We start from the raw sequence: 21,932 nt of genomic DNA, 5'->3' as shown, positions 1-21,932 counted from the left end.
GGCCAGACGCAGCGGCCGAAAAAGGCCGCACAGTGTACCCGAAGGCGATTAGAGCGTCATCCTGTGCTGTGATCGGGTGCGCTCTTTGGTCGTGGGCTTTGGCGGCTCGCCAATGCTATCATCCGCGCATTCTGACACTGTTGAACATGGAGATTGCGGGTTGATTATTCCTGTTTTGCTCGCTGGCGGCGTCGGTTCACGACTGTGGCCGGTATCGCGTGAATTGTTTCCCAAGCAATGCATCAGCCTGACTAGCACCGAGCACAGCCTGATCCAGCAAACCGTCGAGCGCGCTCAGACGGCCGGTATGACCGAGGCCCCTATTATTGTCTGTAACGATGAGCACCGTTTTTTGATTGCCCAGCAAATGGCCGATCTGGAAGTCAGCAGTGATTTGATTCTCGAACCTGAAGGTCGTAATACGGCCCCTGCCATTGCTTTGGCAGCCTTCCAAGCTGTGCAGCGCGACCCGGATGCCACTCTGGTGGTGTTGCCTGCCGACCATGTGATTCAGGATCAGGCTGCTTTTAGCGCCGCCTTGCAGCAGGCCCTGGAGCAGGCGGCAGAAGATAAGCTGGTCACCTTCGGGGTGACGCCAAGCTATGCCGAGACTGGCTATGGCTATATCGAAGCGGCGCAACCGGGCCAGGTCAGTGCCGTCGCTGCTTTCCGCGAAAAACCCGATGCCGAGACCGCTGCCAGCTATTTGCAAAGCGGTCGTCACTACTGGAATTCGGGTATGTTCGTCTTTAAAGCCCGTGTCTATCTGGACGAACTGAAACGTCATCAGCCGGCGATTTATGCCGCGACCGAAGCGGCCATGGCCGGTGAATACAGCGACCTGGATTTTATTCGCGTCGATGCCGAAGCCTTCGCCAAGAGCCCGTCCGATTCCATTGATTACGCCATTATGGAACACACTGATCGCGCCGTGGTGGTGCCTTACAGCGGCGACTGGAACGACATCGGTGCCTGGTCGGCACTCTATGATCTGAATGATAAAGACGCCGACGGCAACGCCATCCAGGGCGATGTGTTGACTCATGACGCCCATGGCAATCTGATTCGCGCTGAAAGCCGTTTGGTCGCTGCCGTTGGCGTTAACGATCTGGCCATCATCGAAACTGACGACGCCGTGCTGGTGATTCCGCGTGAGCGCGCTCAGGACGTCAAAGAGATTGTCACTCAGATCAAAGCCGGCGGCCGCAGCGAGCATCAACTGCACGCTCGCGTGCATCGGCCCTGGGGCGCTTATAAGACCATTAATATGGGTGAGCGCCATCAGGTGAAACGCATCACCGTTAAGCCGGGTGAGAAACTGTCGGTGCAGATGCATCATCATCGCGCCGAACACTGGGTGGTGGTCAGCGGCACGGCCAATGTCACCATCGGTGAAGACACTCGCATGCTGAGCGAGAACGAGTCGGTTTATATTCCCATTGGCACCGTTCATGCGCTGGAAAACCCCGGCAAGATTCCGCTGGAATTGATCGAGGTTCAGACCGGCAGCTACCTGGGTGAAGACGACATCGTGCGCTTTACCGATCGCTACGGACGCAGTTAATGAACCGTCGGGCGGGCGACTTTAGAAGACCCGCCCGCATCCCCATCTTGCTACCGCGCCCATTTTCCAAATTGAGTTCTTATGTCTCACGAACGCATCCAAACGCTGCTTGGCACTCTAAAAGATCCACACACCGACCGCCCCTTGGCGGAGACCGCCGATATTCGCATCGACGGCGATGATCCCGTCCAGGTTCATATCCATCTGCACTATGCCGCCGGCCAATACGCGCGCGGCCTGAGCATGCTGGTGCAAAGCCATATTGAAGCGCAGTTGGATGATGTCAGTGCTGAAGTCAGCGTTGACTGGTCGGCCGCAGCGGTGAACGTGCGCGATAATCTGCCCGGCCTGAACGGCGTTAAAAATATTGTCGCCGTGGCATCCGGCAAAGGCGGTGTCGGCAAGAGCACCACAGCAGTTAACCTGGCGCTGGCGTTGCAGGCTGAAGGTGCGCGCGTCGGCATTCTGGACGCCGATATTTATGGCCCGAGTGTCGCTGCCATGCTCGGTGTGGCCGAAGGCACCCGACCACAAACGCGCGATGAGAAGTTCTTTATTCCGGTAGCTGCGCACGGTCTGCAAAGTATGTCGATGGCTTATCTGGTTACCGAAAAAACGCCCATGGTCTGGCGTGGCCCGATGGTTTCTGGCGCCTTGCAGCAGTTGCTGACGCAAACACTGTGGGATGACCTGGATTACCTGGTTATCGATATGCCACCGGGCACTGGCGATATCCAATTGACGCTGGCGCAGAAGGTGCCGGTATCCGGTGCGGTGATCGTCACCACACCGCAAGACATTGCCTTACTCGACGCGCGAAAAGGCATTGAGATGTTCCGCAAGGTCGACATTCCAGTGTTGGGCATTGTTGAAAATATGGCCATGCATATCTGCTCCAACTGCGGCCATGTCGAGCATATTTTTGGCGAGGGCGGCGGTGCTCAGTTGGCGACTGACTACGACGTCAACCTGTTGGAAAGCTTGCCGTTGGATCTGGCCATTCGCACTCAGACCGATGCTGGTGAACCGACGGTTGTCGCTGAGCCGGATGGCGAAATTACCGCTCACTATCAGTTGCTGGCGCGTCGCACCGCCGCGGCTTTGGCATTGCGCGGCGCCGATAGTGGACCTAGTATCTCGATGCAATAGTGGCTGTCATCGAATTGTCACTCGGGTGTCATAGTCTGGGCGCGTCCTGAACCGGGCCAGACAGCATCCTCTGCTTAAAGACGCAGTTGCAGGCTGCGGTTAACGACTTATTAATCACAGGGATTTTCATGAAAGTAACCGTTTTTGGTATCGGCTATGTTGGTCTGGTTCAAGGCACTTGCCTGGCAGAAGCGGGCCACGACGTGGTCTGTGTGGATGTTGACGCCAATCGCGTTGAAAACCTCAAGCAGGGTCGCATCCCGATCTACGAGCCGGGTCTGGAACCACTGGTTAAAGAAAATTACCAGGAAGGTCGGCTGAACTTCACCACCGATGCCGCCGAGGCGGTGCGTCATGGAGACATCCTCTTTATTGCTGTGGGCACACCGCCGGATGAAGATGGCAGTGCCGACCTGAAATACGTCTTGACGGTTGCGCGTACCATTGCCGAAACCATGGATGACTATAAGGTGGTTATCAACAAATCCACGGTGCCGGTTGGTACCGCCGATAAAGTGACTGCCGCCATCGCCGAAGTGTTACAAAAACGCGGTAGTGACGTCAGTTTCGACGTGGTTTCTAACCCGGAATTTTTGAAAGAAGGCGCGGCGGTTAACGATTGTCTGCGTCCGGATCGTATTGTTATCGGTACCGATAGCGAGCGTGCCGAAGAAATGCTGCGTGAACTCTATTCACCCTTTAACCGCAACCACGACAAGATGATTGTTATGGATGTGCGCAGCGCCGAACTGACCAAGTATGCCGCCAACTGCATGCTGGCCACCAAGATCAGTTTTATGAACGAAATCGCCAACCTGGCCGAGCGTTTGGGTGCCGATGTGGAAGCGGTGCGTCAGGGCATCGGCAGCGATCCACGCATTGGCTATCACTTTATTTATCCCGGCGTTGGTTATGGCGGTTCCTGCTTCCCGAAAGACGTTCAGGCGTTGATTCGTACCGCCGAGGGCATCGATTTTGACGCCGGTATTCTGAAGGCGGTTGAAGCTCGAAATTATGAACAGAAAACCACCCTGTTCAAAAAAATCTCGAATTATTATCAGGGTGATCTGGCCGGTAAAACCTTCGCGGTTTGGGGCCTGAGTTTTAAACCCAACACCGACGATATGCGCGAAGCACCCAGTCGCGTTTTGATGGAAGCTCTATGGGACGCTGGTGCCAAGGTGCAGGCGTTCGACCCGGAAGCCATGGAAGAGACGCAGCGCATCTATGGCGACCGTGATGACCTGGTGCTCAGCGGTACCAAAGAAAGCGCACTGAAAGGCGCCGACGCCCTGATTATCGTGACCGAATGGCAAACTTTCCGCGCCCCCGATTTTGATGTGATCAAACAGCAGCTCAGCGAGCCGCTGGTGTTCGATGGTCGTAATCTTTATGAACCGTCGCGAATGAAGAAGAAGGGCATTCGTTACTATGCCGTTGGCCGTCAGCCGGTGTAGTGTTAATTAATAGCTGAGAACAGCAGTGAGCCGCCGATGAGTGATAACAGCCAAACGCCCTATGTTTTTAAAGGATTGGATTTAGCCTCAGAGGCGGTCTGGCACAATCAGGCCGTATCGCCGGCCGATCGTGCCCAGCTTATGGAACAACAGCCACGGTGTATCTGGCTCACTGGATTGTCTGGCTCCGGCAAATCAACCCTGGCCAATGCGTTGGATGCCACCTTACACGCCAGTGGTGCCAAAACGTTTCTGCTTGATGGTGATAACGTTCGCCATGGTCTGAATAAAGACTTGGGCATGACTGAAAGTGATCGAACTGAAAACATTCGTCGCGTTGGTGAAGTGGCAAAACTGATGGTGGATGCCGGGCTGATTGTGGTCTGTGCTTTTATTTCACCGTATCAGCGCGATCGTCAGATTGTTCGTTCGATATTTGCTCCCGGGCAATTTATCGAGGTTTACTTGAATACGCCTTTGGAAGTTTGCGAAGAACGCGACCCTAAAGGTCTATACAAAAAAGCACGCGAAGGTGTGATTAAAAATTTTACCGGTATCGATGATCCGTATGAAAAACCGGTCAGTGCCGAAGTGGAAATTGATACCAGCCAAAGCAATGTTGAAAAAGGCGTGAAAGCAATTTTAAAAGCCATGAGTTAATGGTTTTTTCATCGCTATGCTGAATTTTCAAAACCATGACCACGCGGTTTGTCTGCTTGCTGTTATTACCGCAGCACTCTAATCTTCGCTCATGCCTGCGCTAATAACCCTCACTTTTCTTATTGTCGCGCTCGGCGGCCTCTACAGTGGTCGCGGCCGGCCAGCCTATTGGTTTGTGGCAGCGGCAATCGGTTTATATCTCAGCGGCGTTCTGACGTTATCCGAGGCCTTGGGCGGCCTGGTCAATGAGGGCGTGGTAACTCTGGCTATATTGATGATGATTGCCGCCCGGATACAGGACAGTGGCTTACTCGACCGTCCCATGGAAGCCTTGCTGAACCGGGCTCAGCAGCGTCGAGGTGGCTATTTAAATGTATTGGCTCCGGTGGCGCTGCTCAGTGGTTTTTTAAACAATACGCCCATTGTTGCCATGCTGGTCCATCCAGTGCGCGAATGGGCATTACGTCAGAATGTTGCACCCAGTCGATATCTGTTACCGCTCAGTTATGCGGCTATTATTGGAGGCACGCTGACGCTGATTGGTACCAGCACCAACCTGGTGGTATTCGGTCTGCTTAATGACCTGACTGACAGCCACGAACTGACGTTGTTCAGCCCGGCCGTTGTCGGTGTGCCCTTGTTGTTGGTCTTTTTTCTCTATGTCGCGCTTGCCCAGCGTTGGCTGCCCAATCGCACACCCAGCGACACTCGCCCACAAAGCCTGACCGAATTTCAAATACCGGCTCGTGCCGGTGAAGCAGTGCACAATTTGACGGTCGGCGAAGCCGGGTTGCGGCATCTAAAACATGGCTATTTGTATCGTCTGTATCGTGATGATGACTGGCAGGAAGTGGGTGCCGATACTCGCTTGAAACGAGGCGATCGTCTGGTCTTTTTGGGTTCACCGTTGTTGATAAAAGAACTTTCTCTATTAGCCGGTATCGATTTTTCTCAGCAAGCGCATCGACCTTCTGCGGCCACAACGCACTTATTGGAAGCGGTCGTACCGATGGGTTCCAAGTTGATCGGTCGTACGCCCAAAGAGCTTGGTTTTCGCAAGCGCTATGGGGGTGTCATTGTCAGCGTGGCGCACCAGACCGACCAGTTATTCGGCAAGCTGGGCGAATACCGTTTTCAGGCAGGTGACTTGTTGTTATTGGAAAGCCTGTCCAGCAGCAGTACACCATCGATGGCTGATTTGATGGTGCTTAACCGGTATCACTCGGCACGATCACCGAGTGAGCAGAAAAAAGCCTACGCGCTGCTGCTTGCTTTTCCGGTTATGGTCATTGGCGGCAGCTTGCTCGGTGTTGCACTATTGCAGATTGCGCTGGTTTATTTGGGCCTGTGTTTGTTAATCGGGTTGGCTCGGCCGGGCGATTTGGGAAAGGGCCTGGATGCGCAACTCTTTGGTTTATTGGTCGGCGCCCTGGCACTGGCTCAGGCTGTTGAGAAAACCGGTCTTGCCGATGGTTTGATGGCGCAGTTCGCCGACCTGTTGTTGCCCGCCTGGTTGGCAGTCTTATTGATATTCGCAATGACCTGGCTGGTCACTGAGTTGTTGACCAATAACTCGGCAGCAGCCTTGATGCTGCCTTTTGCTTTACCGTTTGGCCAACTGATCGGACTGAGTGTTGAGCAGGTCGCCATTACGGTTATGGTCGCGGCCTCGACCAGTTTTGTTACTCCCTTTGGTTATCAGACCAACCTGATGGTGCTTTCGCCGGGCAACTATAAACCTCTCGATTATTTGCGCTTCGGAGCACCTTTGGTGGTGTTAAGTGGCTTGGTTACGGTGGTGATGGTGACCGTCTGGGTGGGCTGACGTGAGTTTTTTATTATCGAAAGCCGCCTTCATTTTGGTTAACTTTTTTGGAACTATCAGATGAACCTGAACTTCCCTGCAGACTCGGTCACTCAGTTGGCGATTGAAGCCGGTGACGCCATCTTGCGCATCTATCAGCGTGATTTCGACATCGAACAAAAAGCCGATGCCAGCCCTTTGACCGAAGCGGATCTGGCAGCTCATATAATTATTACTCGAGGCCTGGCCGAATTGACGCCGGAAGTGCCTGTGCTGTCAGAAGAAAGCGCCGCTGTTCCCTGGAGTGAGCGCCGCCAATGGACGCGCTACTGGCTGGTCGATCCACTGGACGGTACCAAAGAATTCATCAAGAAAAACGGCGAGTTCACCGTCAATATCGCTTTGATAGAAAATGGCGAACCTATTTGGGGCGTCGTGCATGCGCCTGCGTTGAACTGTACCTATGAGGGTGGTCCGGTTGTTTATGGCAGTCGCAAATGGTTGCAGGGCAAAGCGCAGGGGATTTCAGTTGCAACCTTGCCGAAAGGTCGATCGGGTTGGCGGCTGGTGGGCAGTCGTTCGCATCAAAGTGAGGCCTTTCAGTCCTTTGTGGCTGCTTTTGATGAGCCGGAAATACAGAGCCTGGGAAGCTCGCTGAAAATATGTCTGGTGGCGGAAGGGACAGCACATCTCTATCCGCGTCTTGGTCCGACCAGCGAATGGGACACCGCTGCGGCGCATGCTGTGTTACGCGGTGCCAACGGCGAAATGCTGGATGCAGTAACCGGTTACCCGCTGCGTTACAACCAGCGCGAAAGTTTGTTAAATCCCTATTTTATTGCCGCACCCGCAGACTATTCACTGGGTTGATAGGCATTCGCATCCGTTGAAATAGCCGTCAAAAAACCGGCTGTCGGGCTGCAATTTCTTACCAAAACAAAACGGCGAAATTGAGGTGGTGCTGCTTTAATAATGGATAACTAAACCGCAGTAGAAACCACCGGCTTATGATGTTGTTCTGCCGTTACTTAGCTACCAAGTACAGCTTGGTTCTTGTCGTTGCCGCTGTTTTTTTGACCGGTTGCGATCCGGTCCAGTCTGAAACAGTGATAGACAATAATCCGGTTACTCCCAGTCCCAGTTCTCAGAATGCTGTTGCTGCGGGCACACTGCTAATCAACGAAGTAGGGTCATCGTATTACGATAACACCATGCGTTGGTTCGAGTTGTATAACCCGGGCGGCACTGCGGTGGATTTAAGCGACTATCAACTGCGCAGCCCAGCCTACGATGGCGATTCAAGCGTCGCCAACAGTCTTACCTTTAACTTGCCCTCAACGACAGTGAACTCTGGCCAGTATTTGATTGTTCGTGCTCAGTCATTGTCGTCACCAGCGGTCGATACCAGCCGGGTAGTGCACCTGGAACAGGGTGGCTGGTATCCGTATTGGAACAGCCAGGGGTATCTGGAGCTATTGGACGCTGCGACGGGTGCCAGTGTTGATTTTGTCACCTTTAATACGTCATTCAGCCCAACCGATGCTTCTGCCTGGAGCGGCGGTGCCGCGCTCGCTTTAGTATCTTCAGAGAGCAGCTTTGGTCAAAGCATCGGCCGTAACGGCACCAGTGTGGACACCAACACTGGCAATGACTGGTCCCATTCCGGCTGGGCAACGATTGGTGGCCCCAACGATGTGCTTTGTAACACCGACGCCGATGGCGACCTCATCCCAGACTGTAACGAACAAAGCGGCACCACCTTTGCTGGCATGCCCTTGTACGACTGGGGCGCCCGCAGCGGCCAGCCGGACATCTTTATTGAAGTCGACTATATGAACAGCGCCGATGAAGGCGTTATCCCGCGTCAGGAAGCTTTACAGAGTGTGGTCAATGCCTTTGCTGCCCGAGGCATTAGCGTACATTTTGACGTCGGAGATTTGTTCGACGGCGCGGCAGGACTGAACCCAGCGAAGATGGATTTAGGTGGCGGCGGCCAGGTGCCTTTTGCACTGGGGATGACCTTTGGTGATGTCGCTGACATGGCCAATCTCTACCACTACAAACGCGACTATATGGCCTATAACCGTTTGCCAGTGTTCCACTATATGGTGTTTGCCTACACTCAGGATAAAGACGGCAATGCAGGGTCCTCTGGTTTGGCCGAACTGGTCGGCAATGACATCCTCATCACCTTGGGAGCGGTAGGTTTGAACAGTGGCAGCACCGCCGATCGTAATTTGTTGATCAACTTTCAGGCCGGTACTGTCATGCATGAACTGGGGCACAACCTGGGCTTGCGTCACGGCGGTGATGAAAACACCAACGACAAACCCAACTATCTGAGCGTGATGAATTACCTCTACCAGCTCAATGGTTTGCCACTGATCGGCAGTGATGAAGGGGATCGCTATTATTATTCATCGAGCTACTACGAAGCTGATCCGACCTGTTACAGCGGGTTGAACCAAGGCCCTGACCAAAGTTACACCGGCTTCCGCCTGGATTATTCTGATGGCTCTGCCATCGATTTAGACATCGCTGCGCTGAACGAAAATCTCGGCTTGGGGGAAGTTGGCTCGGGCAAGGTCGACTTCAACTGCAATGGCACTGACTCCGAAACCAGCGTAAGTAAGGCCAGCAGTGGCACCTGGAGCGATCACGATGACTGGGGCAACCTGCAACTGGATTTTGGTGGTTATGATCAGCTGAGTAACCAGGGCATCTATCTGCGCAGCTTTCAGCAGCAACGCAGCGAAAGCCTGCTGCGTTTGCCAGACCCGGTGGGGGATGATCGCAGCCCAATTGCCGAAGAAACCCCGCGCTTGTTCGATACCGTGCCCAGTGCTTACTTTCTTCGTCAACAACAACGTCCGAGCCAGCCATGAAGCGCAGTCAGAATAGGACTTCGGCAAAAGCAGCATTGACGATCTACGGAATCTTGATGTTGGCTGCCTGCTCATCCGTTAATACTGTCAGTGAAGCCGCCGAATGGTCGATCAGCGTTCAAGCCAGTAACGAACCAGTCACGCCCCTTGTGATGGATGATGTTTTAATCCTTGGCCAGACTGAGATTTGGCCCTGGTTGGAACCAGCACCAGACTGCACCGCCTGTGAGTTACGAATTGAACGCCGCCACAGCCCGGTTGGCCCCGACCTGATTCTCAGTCTCTATCAGCAAGAGAAACTGCGTTGGCGTTTAATTGACAGCCGGCAACCGCAGCTGCGCCTGGCCGACGGCAGCCTGATTCAACATCAAGGCGACTTTATGCGCTGGCGTGTGGGCGACGAAACCATCGAAATGACCGAAGGCCAGAGCCTGGACTGGCTTGGCTGCCGGCAAAGCCTTAACTGGCTGGCAACACCACCCTTAGAGTCTCCCCAAGGCACCCTCCCAGAGTCCAGCACCACCCGACTGCAACTGACAACAACCTGCCCGTCGCCTTAACCACCCACCATTAAGCCGCTCAATAAATGCAATGACTGGGCTTCAGTTGCAAAGCCAATCACATTCGTGATGACAAGGATTGTACTTGTACGCTAGGTGCATTAGTCTCAGTGTTCAATGAATGAACGCAGTGTCGAATAAGCCGATGGAAGCGGTAAGTACTAACAAACAAGCGGCCTGGTACCTCGTCCAATGCAAGCCGCGCGAAGGTTTCCGCGCCGCCGAGCACCTGGCCAACCAGCATATAGAAACCTTCCATCCGACACACTCGGTCAGCCGCCGCCGAGCGGGGCGCCAATACTGGCAAACCGAAAGCCTGTTTCCGCATTACCTGTTCGTACGATTAAGCACCGATCAAAGCTTCGCCAAGATCAACAGCACCCGAGGCGTAGCGCGGTTAGTCAACTGCCACGGCCGCCCCTTGGTCGTTTCCGATGCCATCGTCGCCAGCGTGATAAAACAGTGCCAGGCACTGAATAGCGAAACACCGGAACCGGAACTCAAAGCTGGCACCTTAGTGACCATTACCGAAGGCTGCTTCAAACACCTCCAGGCCATCGTCCAAATGACACGCGGTGAGGATAGGGTAGTGCTGTTGTTGCAACTACTCAGCAAAGAACAACGGCTTGAACTGCCGATTAAAGCAGTGCAGTTCGCATAGTTAAAAATGCGGTGGTGGGTTGCAGACCCCGTACTGCTAAGTGTACGTCCAACCTAATCCTTTGGTGTGCCCTGTAACCGGCCGGGCGGTAGCGTGTAAAGAAGCTACTGACAGCCGGTACAACATCTAAATATCCAGATCACAGACTCATCTTAGCCAGAACATCAACCACCGTTGAGTAACCTCATGCTGTCTGAAGAATCGCGTTACAAGCTGCTCAAAGCTCTAGAGGCTAATCCAGGTGCCAGCCAACGAGAGTTAGCCCAGGAGCTGGGTATCAGCCTGGGGAAAGTCAATTATTGTTTGAAAGCTTTAGTTGAAAAGGGCTGGATCAAAGCAGGGAACTTTACGAAAAATCCAAACAAGCTTGGCTATGCCTATATCCTTACGCCATCAGGTGTTGAAGAAAAATTGAATGTCACTATGCGATTCTTAAAGTATAAGCTGGAAGAACATCAGCAGATTCAACGCGATATTGACGAGCTGCGTGAAGAGGTTTCTCAGCTTTCAGTCAATAGTAAGCAGACAAGCTGATTCTACATTTTACTTATTTCCTACATCTAAAAGATTAGAACTGAACATGAAAATATTGATTACAGGTGGTGCTGGTTTTATTGGCTCTGCCGTTGTTCGCCACATCATTCAGAATACGTCCGATTCCGTCGTAAACCTGGATAAGTTGACCTATGCGGGTAACCTTGAAAGCTTGGCATCGGTAAGCAACAGTCAACGCTACCAGTTTGAACAAGTCGATATATGCGACAAGAGTGAAGTGCAGCGTGTGCTTGACCAGCACCAACCAGATGCCGTTATGCATTTAGCTGCCGAAAGCCACGTAGATCGTTCCATAGATGGCCCGGCTGAGTTTATTCAAACCAACATCGTCGGTACCTATACATTGCTTGAAGCAGTGCGTCACTATTGGCAGGGCATGGAGTCAAGCCGCCGAGAATCGTTTCGATTTCATCATATTTCGACTGACGAAGTGTATGGCGACCTACCACACCCTAATGAAGATGAAACCGCAGCTGAACATCTGTTTACCGAGAATACAGCTTACGCTCCCAGCAGTCCTTATAGCGCAAGTAAGGCCAGTTCTGATCACCTGGTAAGAGCTTGGATGCGAACATACGGCTTGCCAGTACTGGTTACCAATTGCAGTAACAACTATGGCCCTTATCACTTTCCTGAAAAATTAATACCCTTAGTCATTCTCAATGCGCTGGAAGGTAAGCCCATCCCAGTTTATGGGAATGGTGATCAGATTCGCGATTGGCTTTATGTGGAAGATCACGCTCGTGCCCTCCACAAGGTTGTAACTGAAGGTAAACCTGGGGAGACATACAATATTGGTGGCCACAACGAAAAGCAGAACATTGAAGTAGTTCATACCATCTGCGACATTCTGCAGGAGCTCTGCCCTACGAATAAAAGCTACCGAGGGCTGATAAGTTTCGTTCAGGATCGACCGGGCCATGACAGGCGCTACGCCATTGATGCCAGTAAGATTCAGAAACAGCTTGAGTGGGCACCAGAGGAAACTTTCGAGACTGGACTCCGCAAAACCATTCAGTGGTATCTGGATAATCTCGATTGGTGTGAGAGAGTGCAGGATGGAAGTTACCAGCGCGAACGGCTGGGTGCTGGATTATGAATATCCTGTTGTTGGGCAAGACCGGTCAGGTAGGCTTCGAGCTTAACCGGACCCTGTCACCATTGGGCAATATTGTCGCTCCGAGCAGGGCGGAAGTAGATCTATCCAGTGAGCAGTCAGTTGCCAAGTGTCTCTGTAATACCAAACCACATTTAATTGTAAACGCAGCGGCTTGGACTGCTGTGGATGCTGCCGAACAGCATCAAACAGAAGCCGAACGCCTAAATGCTGGCCTGCCCATGCAGTTGGCACAATATGCAGCCGCCAACAGTGCCCGGATAGTGCATTACAGTAGTGACTATGTTTACCCAGGCGATGGTGACCAACCCTGGCAGGAATATAGTCCAACTGGTCCTCTAAGCCATTACGGCAAAACTAAATTACAGGGCGACCAGGCTATTAAGCAAAGTGGTTCGGATTACCTCATCTTCCGTACCAGCTGGGTATATAGCGCCCGTGGCAGCAATTTTATGAAAACTATGCTGCGCCTCGCTGAAAGTAAAACCGAACTAAATGTCGTGGCAGACCAGATTGGCGCACCAACACCCGCGAGGCTGATTGCTCAGATAACAACCTTGGCAATTTATAGCAAAATTGAAAGCGGTATCTATCTTCTTGCACCCAAAGGCGAAACAAGCTGGCATGGTTTTGCACGAGAAATTTTTCGTCTGGCTGAAGCCAGTGGCAAATCGTTAACTGTAGGCGCGGAAAGCGTACATCCCATCCCAACCAGCGACTACCCGACGCCAGCGGCGCGGCCATTAAATTCGAGGATGGATGTAAAAAATCTCGAAAAAACTCTAAATATCCAACTGCCCGATTGGCAAAGCCAGTTAGAGCAAACACTGAACGAGTATCTGGAGATAAAATGAAAGGTATTGTCCTTGCGGGTGGCTCCGGCAGCCGTCTATACCCCATCACCAGAGGTATTTCCAAGCAACTACTCCCAGTGTACGACAAACCCATGATCTACTATCCCCTCTCGGTTCTTATGTTGGCCGGAATACGGGAAGTGCTTGTTATCACCACTCCAGAAGACCAAGCTGGTTTTAAACGGCTTCTAAACGACGGCAACCAATGGGGCATAAGCATCAGCTATGCTGTTCAGCCAAGTCCGGATGGGCTTGCCCAGGCTTTTATCATTGGAGAGGATTTTATCGGCGATGATAGTGTTTGTTTGGTGCTGGGTGACAACATCTATTACGGCCAGGGACTGAGCAAAATGCTTCAAAAGGCAGCCGCTCGAGACAAAGGCGCCACTGTCTTTGGTTACCAGGTTACCGATCCGGAGCGGTTTGGTGTGGTTGAATTTGATGTGAACCAGCGTGCCATATCCATCGAAGAAAAACCGACAAGCCCTAAATCTGACTACGCGGTCACTGGTCTCTACTTTTACGACAATGACGTAATCAATATCGCGAAAGAGGTAAAACCCAGCAAGCGTGGCGAACTGGAAATTACAAGCGTAAACCAAGCTTATATGGAAAGGGGTGATCTAAGCGTGGAACTGCTGGGGCGTGGTTTTGCCTGGTTGGATACAGGAACGTTTGACTCATTGCACGAGGCTGCAGGCTTCATTGAAACCCTGGAAAAACGTCAGGGCCTTAAAATTGCATGTTTAGAGGAAGTTGCCTACCGCATGGGCTTTATTGGCAAGAAGCAATTGTTGGCAGAAGCGGAGAATCTAAATAAGAACAGCTATGGGGCTTATCTTAAAAAGCTAGTCAGGAACTAATAAGCAGAAATTATGAAAATTATCGAAACTAAAATCCCAGATGTAAAAATCATCGAACCCAAAATATTCGGTGACGAGCGCGGTTTCTTCATGGAAACCTGGAACGAAAACGCATTCCGAAAAGCAGGAATCAACGCTACATTCGTGCAGGACAACCACAGCCGGTCGGTTAAAAACACCTTGCGTGGGTTGCACTACCAGATCAAACAACCCCAAGGAAAACTGGTGCGTGTTACCAGGGGTGAAGTGTTCGATGTGGCGGTAGACCTGCGTACCAGTTCACCCACGTTTGGCCAATGGGTAGGGGAAGTCCTCTCGGAAGACAACATTCGGATGTTGTGGGTACCGCCAGGTTTTGCGCATGGGTTTCTTGTCACCAGTGAGACGGCGGACTTTCAATACAAATGCACGAATTTGTACGCACCGGCGAACGAACGTGCCATCCATTGGGCTGATGAAGATCTCGCGATAGAATGGCCGGTTAGCAATAAAGCAGAGACGATTGTGTCCCTAAAAGACAGGCAAGCCACCTCTTTCGCCCAGGCAGAAAAATACAGCCAGGAAGGTACAAGCTAATGAGCCTGGTGAAGTGGATCGACTTTCAAAGTCTTGGTGATCAGCGCGGTAGTTTAGTGGCCGTAGAAATCGGGATGGACAAAGCCGTCCCGTTTGACATTAAACGGGTGTATTACATCTACCATACCGAGCAAGGCGTAAGCCGCGGTTACCACGCCCACAAAAATCTGAAGCAGGTAGCCATTTGCGTCGCAGGAAAATGTCGCATGGTGTTGGATGACGGCGAAAATCGGGAAGAAGTTTGGCTGAATTGTCCAACGAAGGGGCTTGTGATTGAAGATCTGGTGTGGCGGGAAATGCATGACTTTAGTAAAAACTGCGTATTATTAGTGCTTGCCAGTGAGCACTTTGATGAGTCGGATTACATCCGTGATTATGAACGTTTTAAAAGAATAGCAGGAAAAATTAATGACTGATGTTCGAAGAATTATCGTTGAATCTATCCACCGCATCGCGGAAGAGAACGACCTAGAAATTGCTTCCTCCTTAAACGATGACAGTGTGCTGCTGGAAAGCGGCCTTGATTCGTTGGGATTCGCAATACTCGTAGCAGATCTTGAAGGATCTTTGGGATTCGATCCGTTCGTAATGATGGACGAACCTGTATATCCGAATACATTGGGAGATTTTGTGGCCATCTACGAAAAGTTTGTCCGGAAAGAGGTCTAGATTTAATGCTGAGAAATAAAATCAGCGAAAAATTCAGTGTGATTTCTGATATCGATTCGATAAAAAAAGTTGGTACTGATAAGGCGTTAGGAGTATCAGGTTTACAGCAGCATAGCGGAAAAAATTTAGCGCTGCATTGCCATCCGCTAAATTTGATCAGGTTGGTTATCGAACTTGATGGCATCGCCAACTCAGTCTTGCTCGTGCCGTATGATGCATGCGAGGCTTTCTCGAAGCGTGTCGAGCAAGAGCTGCCATTGGACTTCGTTCTCACCGATGGAGTACCCAACGTTGAGCACTGGACAACAAACGTCATCGACACCACCGCCGTGAGTAAGCAAACGAGGGTTAGCGCGCCGCCATTTGAGCATGAAACTCAATGGCTACTGACAACCTCGGGTACAACCGGTACGCCAAAAATTGTCACGCACAGCATGGAATCGCTCACGCGCACAACTGCAAGAGAGAAAGCTGGTGGGCAATTAACATGGGGCCTTCTCTATGATCCTGCCCGGTTTGCCGGCTTTCAGGTTGTACTGCAAGCTATAATGGCTAACGCCAAACTGATAGTGCCCTCTCCAGATCAGGACTTTGAAACTAAGATAGATTTGTTGGTGGATAATGGCTGTGATGCGCTCTCTGCGACTCCATCTCTTTGGCGGAAAATACTGATGGCTAAGGCAGCGAAACGACTCAACCTGAGCCAAATCACTCTAGGTGGCGAAATCGCTGATCAACGAATAATAAACTCTCTAGCTAAACAGTTTCCGTCGGCCGCCATTACCCACATATTTGCTTCTACAGAAGCGGGAGTGGGTTTCTCGGTAAAAGATAAAAAGGCTGGATTCCCGTTAATATGGTTGGAGAATGGTGTACGTGGTGTTGAGATGAAAGTGTCAAATCAGGGCACCCTTTGTCTTAAAAACACACACCTAAATCAAAGTTACCATGGTGAGGGAGAAACCATTGCCGATCCAAGCGGTTGGATTGACACTGGTGATTTAGTTGAGGTAGTCGGTGATAGGGTTCATTTCAAAGGTAGGCTGAACGGTGCCATCAATATTGGCGGCAACAAGGTAATTCCAGAAGAAGTTGAAGCAAGCATACTTGAAGTTCCGGGAGTGTATCAGGTCGCAGTACGAGCAAAACTAAGCTCAATTGCCGGAGCTTTGGTGGAGGCGTTGGTCGTTCCCGCCCCTGAGCTGGAGGATTCTTCCGGTCTCGTCAAGAAAGTGAAACAACATTGCAAGCAGAGACTGCCCTCGTTCAAAGTACCGGCGTTTGTTCTATTGGTTGACGAACTGCCGGTAGGTGCAGCTGGAAAAATTAAAAGGTAAAAAATATGGATAACCTAGAGCAAAGAGTCGTTCTCGTAACTGGCGGTAGCCGGGGCCTCGGTTTCGTGATAGTGGAAAGCCTAATGCAAGCTGGTTATTCGGTTGTTGCCGCTGCTCGCTCTTGTACGCCCGAGCTGACAGAGTTGATGGAGAAAAACACTAATATTGCCTATGAAATGCTCGATCTTTCGGATAGGAAGGCACTTCACTCGTGGTCAAAAAGCTTTGTAGAGAAGCACGGAGCTCCCTATGCATTGATTAATAATGCTGCGATTGCCCACGATGGAGTGTTGGGTACCATGCATGAATCGCAGATAGAGGAAGTAATAGCAGTTAACGTTACCGCAACACTCCTGCTGACTAAATATATTTCACGATCAATGTTACGCAACCGCATCGGTCGTATCGTTAACATATCCTCAATTATTGCCTCCACAGGCTTTAACGGGTTATCGGTATATGCAGCAAGCAAAGCCGCGCTGAACGGGTTTACCAAAAGCCTTTCCCGGGAGTTGGGTAAGGTAAATATCACCGTCAATTCGGTTGCGCCCGGGTACATGGAAACGAACATGTCTGCCGGTATTAACGAAGCTCAGCTTGATCAGATACGTAGGCGGTCAGCATTAAAGCGTCTGGCTAGAACATCAGAGGTTGCGTCAACAGTCAGATACTTGCTGTCTGACGAAGCTGCCGCCATTACCGGTACTATACTGACAATCGACGCAGGAAACACCGCCTGATGATTCATATGACCGCATTGGTATCTTCTTCCGCGCAGATTGATGAAGGTGTAGAGATTGGTCCTTATTCTATCGTTCACGAAAACGTATGGGTAAAGCGAAACACCAAAATTGGTGCCTACTGTGAATTGGGCTTGCCAACGCCGCTTGCGAATGCAGGGCAACTTGAAATCGGAGAAAACTCTGTTATTAGAAGTCACTCTGTAATCTACGCAGGTTCAAAAATCGGAGCTGGGCTTTACACCGGGCACCATGTTTGTATAAGAGAAAACTCAAATATTGCGGAGGGAGTACAGTTGGGCTCGAGGACCGACGTGCAGGGCGACTGCCATATAGGCTCGCACGCCAAGTTGCATGCGGATGTGCATGTTGGCAAGCAATCAAAGATCGGTTCATTTGTATGGTTGTTCCCTGAGGTACTGCTGACAAATGATCCCATGCCCCCGAGCGAAACGCTGAACGGCCCGGTCATAGAAGACTATTGTGTGGTGGCCTCCAAAGTTTTGATTTTCCCCGGGGTGACAATATCGAGTAATGCGGTGGTGGCGGCAGGTTCTATTGTGAAGGTTGATGTTCCAGAGTGGAAACTGGCCACTGGCAACCCGGCCAAGTCTGTTTGCGATGTTCGCATGTTACGTATGCCCAGTAATCCAAAAGAAAAAGCCTATCCCTGGAGGCATCGTTTTCACCGGGGATATCCGCAAGACATTGTACAGGCCTGGATCGAGCAGGCCCAAATTATGGGGAAAAGTTAGTGATCAGTTTTCTGGACCTGAAAGCCATCAACTCCCAATATAGAGACGAACTAATATCCGCCGCCACCCGAGTAATTGACTCCGGCTGGTACATCCAAGGTGCCGAAGTAAAAGCCTTCGAACAAGAGTTCGCCGAATACTGTGGCAGCCAACACTGTGTTGGTGTCGCCAACGGCCTGGATGCGCTTACCCTCACCCTTAGAGCTTGGAAAGAAATGGGCAGGTTGAAAGAGGGTGATGAAGTGATTGTGCCAGCCAACACCTACATCGCCAGCATCTTGGCCATTACCGAAAACCGATTGAAACCAATATTGGTAGAGCCAGACGAAGCCACCTTTAACCTGTGCCCCAAAAAAACCGCCGCAGCCATAACCCTGGACACCAAAGCTATTTTAGCGGTGCACCTTTATGGACAGATATCCCCGATGCCAGAACTGATGCAGCTGGCAGATAAACACGGACTGCTGGTTCTGGAAGATGCCGCTCAGTCACATGGAGCAAGCATCGATGGCCGTAAAGCCGGCAGTTGGGGCCATGCGGCTGGGTTTAGCTTCTACCCAGGCAAAAACCTGGGTGCTCTGGGGGATGCGGGTGCCGTAACCACCAATGATGAAGTCCTAGCCAAAACCATTCGGGCGTTGGGTAATTACGGAAGCCACAAGAAGTATGAGAATTTGTATCAGGGGGTCAACAGCCGTCTGGACGAGATTCAAGCCGCTATGCTCAGAGTAAAGCTGCGTCACCTGGATGAAGAAATCCAAAGCCGGCGGGAAGTGGCTGAATTTTACCTCGAACACATTAATAACTCGAACATTCAGTTACCGTCAGTGGGCAATCGAGAAAGCCACGTTTGGCACTTGTTTGTTGTTCGCGTAGACCATCGGGATGAGTTACAAAAGCATTTAGCAGAGGGGGGCGTTCAGACATTGATTCATTATCCGGTGCCGCCGCACCAGCAGAAAGCCTACAGCGCATGGGCGGCAGTTAATTACCCGTTGACAGAACACATTCATAACGCTGTGTTGAGTCTACCGATTGGGTCAACATTGTCATCGGAAGATTGCGAACAAGTTGTTAGAGCATGTCTTCGATGGTGAGTGTTGGCCTGACTGGTCAGGGAATTTTATTGGAGTATCCTGCTAATGCGTAATCTATTTGGCAGCTACTTTGCTGAGCTACTCCCGAGCGTAGCGAGACTGATCTCCTGTAAGCGTGCAAGGCGAGTAGCATGAGTTCTCCGGTATCTTCCAATTCACGCGGCCTTATTCGCTCGATGCTGGTGATCGGCTCTGCCCAGGTTGCGAACATCTTTTTATCGATCCTCCGCATGAAGGTGCTCGCGATTCTTCTGGGGCCGAGTGGTGTGGGCCTGCTCGGCATTTATAACAACCTGCAGACCATGATGAGTAAAGCCGCAGGGCTTGGTATGGGATCCAGCGGGGTCCGCCAGATTGCCAACGCAAAGGGCGATGAGCAGGCGCTCAGCCGGGTGCGGCGTGTTCTGCTGGTCGCGCACCTTTTTCAAGGTGTGCTAGCGATGCTGGGTATCTGGCTGTTGCGCGCGAAGATATCGGTCTGGCTACTGGGGGATTCGTCCTATTCCCTTGAGATCGCTTTTCTCGGCATCGCCATTTTGCTGACCTTGATGATGGGCGCACAAACAGCTTTGCTTCAGGGGCTACGCCGCATAGGAGACCTCGGGAAGGTAACAGTGCTGGGTGCTCTGGGTGGCACGGTAGTTGGTCTTTTCGCGGTCTGGGTTTATGGGCAGACGGGGCTAGTCTGGTTCGTGTTAGCGCAGCCGCTGATGGGTTTGGCCGCAGCGCTTTACTTTACTCGTCGCCTCTCAAAACCTTCCGCCCCGCGCCTCAGCATCGTCGAGACCTGGGAGATATGGAAACCCATGGCGAGGCTAGGTTCAGCATTTATGCTGGGGGGATTGGCGACTGCGGGAGCACTATTGCTGGTCCGTGGACGCATTACACAAGAACTTGGTTTGGATGCAGCCGGGCAGTTTTCAGCTTCCTGGGGTATCACTATGACTTATGTGGGTTTCCTGCTGGGGGCCATGGGTGCCGATTATTTCCCACGTCTGACAGAAGTTATTCACGACCGCGTTGCAGCTATTCGCCTGATGAATGATCAGGCGCAGTTAAGCTTGGCGATCGGGGGGCCGGTTTTATTGCTGCTGATTGGTTGGGCATCCTGGGTGATTACTTTGCTATATTCATCTGGATTCGAACCTGCCGCTACTCTTCTGCAGTGGCAGTCGGTAGGTAATGTTTTCAAGTTGGCGAGTTGGGCACTTAGCTTTTCCATCGTTGCTGGCGCTCGAGCAAAGACTTACCTCTTCATGGAACTTAGCTTCAACATTGTATTTCTCGCGCTGATCTGGCTATTGCTGCCAACCTACGGGTTGATCGTTACCGCCGTAGCGTTTCTGCTGGGCTACGTGGCTTATTTTTTAACCGTGAACATCCTGGCTCGTCGCATCCACGCTTTCCGTTGGCAGGCACTGTCGCTCGGCTTGTTGAGTCTGCATGTGAGTCTTTCCATTGGCCTGTTGGTTCTGGCGCTACAGGCTCCGATCGCCGCTATTATTGCTTCGCCTGTGCTGGCACTGATAACAGGACTGCTGGGCCTGCGTATTGTTCTCACAAAGATCGGCCCGACCGGCCGTATTGCTGCCCCACTGGCGCACGCCTATGCCGTGCTCGGCTGGCCTATTCGGAGTGACACATGACTGACACAAGTACCAACCGCCCACTCGTTACCTTCGCCTTGTTTGCTTATAACCAGGAAAACTATATACGGGAGGCCATTGAGGGGGCATTTTCCCAGACCTATGAGCCGCTTGAAATTATTTTGTCTGACGACTGCTCCAGTGACCGAACATTCGAATTGATGCAGGAGTTAGCTGCTGCCTACACTGGGCCCCACGAAGTGCGACTGCGACGGAATAAAAGCAATTTAGGGGTAGGAAGCCATGTAAATGCCGTATTTTCCGTGGCGCGAGGGGACATTTTGTTGTTGGCAGCTGGTGATGATATTTCTCTCGCTGATCGAGCAGCAGTTTCCGTTGCCTGTCTTGAAGCTAATCCAGCGGCAAGTGCTGTGCTTCTTTCAGCTGATACGATAAATCAGCAGGGTAAAATCATTGGGGAATTGATGGTTGCCCCTGAGATTTCGAAAGACAGCACGCAGTCGATTGAAGACTTGTTGAAATGGAACCACGTAACCTTTGGCGCTACACGCGCAATTAAAAAAAGTGTATTTGAGAAATTCGGCAATTTTAATGACGGGTGCCCGACTGAAGATACTCCTTTGTTGGTTCGCTCTTTGATTTTGGGGGATAATGTACTTTCTTCCAAAAAATCAGTGCGGTACCGAGTACATGAGCGGAATATTAGCAGTCCCGAGTCTCTTCAAGAAATGAAAAAAGATGAGATATATCGACAATATACTTGCGACATAAATGTTGCAGACGAATGCAACTTAATTGATTCTAGAAAAATAGATCAACTGTGCAGATGGGTCCTAGAAGATGAATGGGTAAGGGGTGTTAATCTAAAGAAAAGCTTGGGACTTAAGTACACTTCGAAAGAATTGCTATTTATCATTTATCATCATGCATTTAGCTTAAAACAAAAACTCTCTCTGCTTGTTGGTAATTTTTTTTCTAGGCCAAGAGTTGAGAGAGAGTAATTCGACGTCCTTCCGTACATC

Annotated in this window: 22 protein-coding genes; all 22 read left to right on the top strand. The window is 51.3% G+C overall.

Going from position 1 to position 21,932, the window contains the following annotated elements:
* Positions 1 to 160: 160 nt before the first annotated feature.
* The 22 genes from ACXAE6_RS16275 (at position 161) to ACXAE6_RS16170 (ending at position 21,911) form a co-directional block, all read left to right on the top strand.
* Positions 161 to 1,564 carry a mannose-1-phosphate guanylyltransferase/mannose-6-phosphate isomerase gene (locus ACXAE6_RS16275; protein WP_475151047.1) on the top strand — a complete coding sequence of 468 codons (1,404 nt, stop codon included), beginning with the start codon at positions 161 to 163 and terminating at the stop codon, positions 1,562 to 1,564.
* 81 nt (positions 1,565 to 1,645) lie between these two features.
* Positions 1,646 to 2,713, top strand: coding sequence for an iron-sulfur cluster carrier protein ApbC (gene apbC, locus ACXAE6_RS16270; RefSeq protein ID WP_475151037.1), 1,068 nt, complete (start codon positions 1,646 to 1,648; stop codon positions 2,711 to 2,713).
* A 128-nt stretch (positions 2,714 to 2,841) separates the two neighbouring features.
* Positions 2,842 to 4,170 (top strand): UDP-glucose dehydrogenase family protein, encoded by a 1,329-nt coding sequence (locus ACXAE6_RS16265; RefSeq protein ID WP_392803530.1) that lies wholly within the window; start codon positions 2,842 to 2,844, stop codon positions 4,168 to 4,170.
* A gap of 36 nt (positions 4,171 to 4,206) precedes the next feature.
* A complete protein-coding gene (gene cysC / locus ACXAE6_RS16260) occupies positions 4,207 to 4,830 on the top strand; it encodes an adenylyl-sulfate kinase (RefSeq protein WP_475151028.1) in 624 nt (207 codons plus the stop codon).
* Positions 4,831 to 4,921: 91 nt separating this feature from the next.
* Positions 4,922 to 6,655 (top strand): SLC13 family permease, encoded by a 1,734-nt coding sequence (locus ACXAE6_RS16255; RefSeq protein ID WP_475151025.1) that lies wholly within the window; start codon positions 4,922 to 4,924, stop codon positions 6,653 to 6,655.
* Positions 6,656 to 6,715: 60 nt separating this feature from the next.
* A complete protein-coding gene (gene cysQ, locus ACXAE6_RS16250; RefSeq protein WP_475151020.1) occupies positions 6,716 to 7,504 on the top strand; it encodes a 3'(2'),5'-bisphosphate nucleotidase CysQ in 789 nt (262 codons plus the stop codon).
* A 137-nt stretch (positions 7,505 to 7,641) separates the two neighbouring features.
* Positions 7,642 to 9,519, top strand: a complete 1,878-nt coding sequence (locus ACXAE6_RS16245; RefSeq protein WP_475151015.1) for a lamin tail domain-containing protein — start codon at positions 7,642 to 7,644, stop codon at positions 9,517 to 9,519.
* A gap of 56 nt (positions 9,520 to 9,575) precedes the next feature.
* Complete coding sequence (locus ACXAE6_RS16240) at positions 9,576 to 10,079, top strand: hypothetical protein (protein WP_475151003.1); 504 nt, start codon at positions 9,576 to 9,578, stop codon at positions 10,077 to 10,079.
* A 121-nt stretch (positions 10,080 to 10,200) separates the two neighbouring features.
* Positions 10,201 to 10,740 carry a transcription/translation regulatory transformer protein RfaH gene (gene rfaH, locus ACXAE6_RS16235; protein WP_475150998.1) on the top strand — a complete coding sequence of 180 codons (540 nt, stop codon included), beginning with the start codon at positions 10,201 to 10,203 and terminating at the stop codon, positions 10,738 to 10,740.
* Positions 10,741 to 10,926: 186 nt separating this feature from the next.
* Positions 10,927 to 11,274: a MarR family EPS-associated transcriptional regulator gene (locus ACXAE6_RS16230; protein ID WP_475150996.1), complete on the top strand. Its 348-nt coding sequence runs from the start codon at positions 10,927 to 10,929 to the stop codon at positions 11,272 to 11,274.
* A 46-nt stretch (positions 11,275 to 11,320) separates the two neighbouring features.
* Positions 11,321 to 12,394 (top strand): dTDP-glucose 4,6-dehydratase, encoded by a 1,074-nt coding sequence (gene rfbB / locus ACXAE6_RS16225; RefSeq protein WP_475150993.1) that lies wholly within the window; start codon positions 11,321 to 11,323, stop codon positions 12,392 to 12,394.
* Positions 12,391 to 13,266: a dTDP-4-dehydrorhamnose reductase gene (gene rfbD, locus ACXAE6_RS16220; protein ID WP_475150989.1), complete on the top strand. Its 876-nt coding sequence runs from the start codon at positions 12,391 to 12,393 to the stop codon at positions 13,264 to 13,266. Before rfbB ends, rfbD begins: the two co-directional genes overlap by 4 nt.
* Positions 13,263 to 14,129 (top strand): glucose-1-phosphate thymidylyltransferase RfbA, encoded by an 867-nt coding sequence (gene rfbA, locus ACXAE6_RS16215; RefSeq protein WP_475150984.1) that lies wholly within the window; start codon positions 13,263 to 13,265, stop codon positions 14,127 to 14,129. Before rfbD ends, rfbA begins: the two co-directional genes overlap by 4 nt.
* A 12-nt stretch (positions 14,130 to 14,141) precedes the next feature.
* Complete coding sequence (gene rfbC / locus ACXAE6_RS16210; RefSeq protein ID WP_475150978.1) at positions 14,142 to 14,705, top strand: dTDP-4-dehydrorhamnose 3,5-epimerase; 564 nt, start codon at positions 14,142 to 14,144, stop codon at positions 14,703 to 14,705.
* Entirely contained in the window at positions 14,705 to 15,121 is a 417-nt protein-coding gene (locus tag ACXAE6_RS16205; protein ID WP_475150972.1) for a sugar 3,4-ketoisomerase, read from the top strand. The genes rfbC and ACXAE6_RS16205 overlap by 1 nt, the downstream gene beginning before the upstream one ends.
* A complete protein-coding gene (locus ACXAE6_RS16200) occupies positions 15,114 to 15,374 on the top strand; it encodes a hypothetical protein (protein WP_475150966.1) in 261 nt (86 codons plus the stop codon). The genes ACXAE6_RS16205 and ACXAE6_RS16200 overlap by 8 nt, the downstream gene beginning before the upstream one ends.
* Before the next feature lie 5 nt (positions 15,375 to 15,379).
* Positions 15,380 to 16,711 carry an AMP-binding protein gene (locus ACXAE6_RS16195; RefSeq protein ID WP_475150963.1) on the top strand — a complete coding sequence of 444 codons (1,332 nt, stop codon included), beginning with the start codon at positions 15,380 to 15,382 and terminating at the stop codon, positions 16,709 to 16,711.
* A gap of 5 nt (positions 16,712 to 16,716) precedes the next feature.
* A complete protein-coding gene (locus tag ACXAE6_RS16190; protein WP_475150961.1) occupies positions 16,717 to 17,451 on the top strand; it encodes an SDR family NAD(P)-dependent oxidoreductase in 735 nt (244 codons plus the stop codon).
* Positions 17,451 to 18,206: an acyltransferase gene (locus ACXAE6_RS16185; protein WP_475150957.1), complete on the top strand. Its 756-nt coding sequence runs from the start codon at positions 17,451 to 17,453 to the stop codon at positions 18,204 to 18,206. Before ACXAE6_RS16190 ends, ACXAE6_RS16185 begins: the two co-directional genes overlap by 1 nt.
* Positions 18,206 to 19,303 carry a DegT/DnrJ/EryC1/StrS family aminotransferase gene (locus ACXAE6_RS16180; RefSeq protein ID WP_475150955.1) on the top strand — a complete coding sequence of 366 codons (1,098 nt, stop codon included), beginning with the start codon at positions 18,206 to 18,208 and terminating at the stop codon, positions 19,301 to 19,303. The genes ACXAE6_RS16185 and ACXAE6_RS16180 overlap by 1 nt, the downstream gene beginning before the upstream one ends.
* A gap of 131 nt (positions 19,304 to 19,434) precedes the next feature.
* Complete coding sequence (locus ACXAE6_RS16175; RefSeq protein ID WP_475150953.1) at positions 19,435 to 20,949, top strand: O-antigen translocase; 1,515 nt, start codon at positions 19,435 to 19,437, stop codon at positions 20,947 to 20,949.
* A complete protein-coding gene (locus ACXAE6_RS16170; RefSeq protein WP_475150950.1) occupies positions 20,946 to 21,911 on the top strand; it encodes a glycosyltransferase family 2 protein in 966 nt (321 codons plus the stop codon). Before ACXAE6_RS16175 ends, ACXAE6_RS16170 begins: the two co-directional genes overlap by 4 nt.
* Positions 21,912 to 21,932: the final 21 nt, after the last annotated feature.

The organism is Saccharospirillum sp. ABV4_185 (assembly GCF_056159245.1).
The sequence above is the reverse complement of the archived record's forward strand: the minus strand, read 5'-3'. Positions and strand labels throughout refer to the sequence as shown.

What these genes read in the sequence shown, in the direction of transcription:
- ACXAE6_RS16175 (WP_475150953.1), top strand. Translation starts at nt 19,435, where the DNA reads ATGAGTTCTCCGGTATCTTCCAATTCACGCGGCCTTATTCGCTCGATG.
- ACXAE6_RS16195 (WP_475150963.1), top strand. Translation starts at nt 15,380, where the DNA reads ATGCTGAGAAATAAAATCAGCGAAAAATTCAGTGTGATTTCTGATATC.
- rfbB (WP_475150993.1), top strand. Translation starts at nt 11,321, where the DNA reads ATGAAAATATTGATTACAGGTGGTGCTGGTTTTATTGGCTCTGCCGTT.
- rfaH (WP_475150998.1), top strand. Translation starts at nt 10,201, where the DNA reads ATGAACGCAGTGTCGAATAAGCCGATGGAAGCGGTAAGTACTAACAAA.
- ACXAE6_RS16170 (WP_475150950.1), top strand. Translation starts at nt 20,946, where the DNA reads ATGACTGACACAAGTACCAACCGCCCACTCGTTACCTTCGCCTTGTTT.
- ACXAE6_RS16245 (WP_475151015.1), top strand. Translation starts at nt 7,642, where the DNA reads ATGATGTTGTTCTGCCGTTACTTAGCTACCAAGTACAGCTTGGTTCTT.
- ACXAE6_RS16190 (WP_475150961.1), top strand. Translation starts at nt 16,717, where the DNA reads ATGGATAACCTAGAGCAAAGAGTCGTTCTCGTAACTGGCGGTAGCCGG.
- apbC (WP_475151037.1), top strand. Translation starts at nt 1,646, where the DNA reads ATGTCTCACGAACGCATCCAAACGCTGCTTGGCACTCTAAAAGATCCA.
- ACXAE6_RS16230 (WP_475150996.1), top strand. Translation starts at nt 10,927, where the DNA reads ATGCTGTCTGAAGAATCGCGTTACAAGCTGCTCAAAGCTCTAGAGGCT.
- ACXAE6_RS16255 (WP_475151025.1), top strand. Translation starts at nt 4,922, where the DNA reads ATGCCTGCGCTAATAACCCTCACTTTTCTTATTGTCGCGCTCGGCGGC.
- rfbD (WP_475150989.1), top strand. Translation starts at nt 12,391, where the DNA reads ATGAATATCCTGTTGTTGGGCAAGACCGGTCAGGTAGGCTTCGAGCTT.
- ACXAE6_RS16185 (WP_475150957.1), top strand. Translation starts at nt 17,451, where the DNA reads ATGATTCATATGACCGCATTGGTATCTTCTTCCGCGCAGATTGATGAA.
- ACXAE6_RS16205 (WP_475150972.1), top strand. Translation starts at nt 14,705, where the DNA reads ATGAGCCTGGTGAAGTGGATCGACTTTCAAAGTCTTGGTGATCAGCGC.
- rfbA (WP_475150984.1), top strand. Translation starts at nt 13,263, where the DNA reads ATGAAAGGTATTGTCCTTGCGGGTGGCTCCGGCAGCCGTCTATACCCC.
- ACXAE6_RS16265 (WP_392803530.1), top strand. Translation starts at nt 2,842, where the DNA reads ATGAAAGTAACCGTTTTTGGTATCGGCTATGTTGGTCTGGTTCAAGGC.
- cysQ (WP_475151020.1), top strand. Translation starts at nt 6,716, where the DNA reads ATGAACCTGAACTTCCCTGCAGACTCGGTCACTCAGTTGGCGATTGAA.
- cysC (WP_475151028.1), top strand. Translation starts at nt 4,207, where the DNA reads ATGAGTGATAACAGCCAAACGCCCTATGTTTTTAAAGGATTGGATTTA.
- rfbC (WP_475150978.1), top strand. Translation starts at nt 14,142, where the DNA reads ATGAAAATTATCGAAACTAAAATCCCAGATGTAAAAATCATCGAACCC.
- ACXAE6_RS16200 (WP_475150966.1), top strand. Translation starts at nt 15,114, where the DNA reads ATGACTGATGTTCGAAGAATTATCGTTGAATCTATCCACCGCATCGCG.
- ACXAE6_RS16240 (WP_475151003.1), top strand. Translation starts at nt 9,576, where the DNA reads ATGTTGGCTGCCTGCTCATCCGTTAATACTGTCAGTGAAGCCGCCGAA.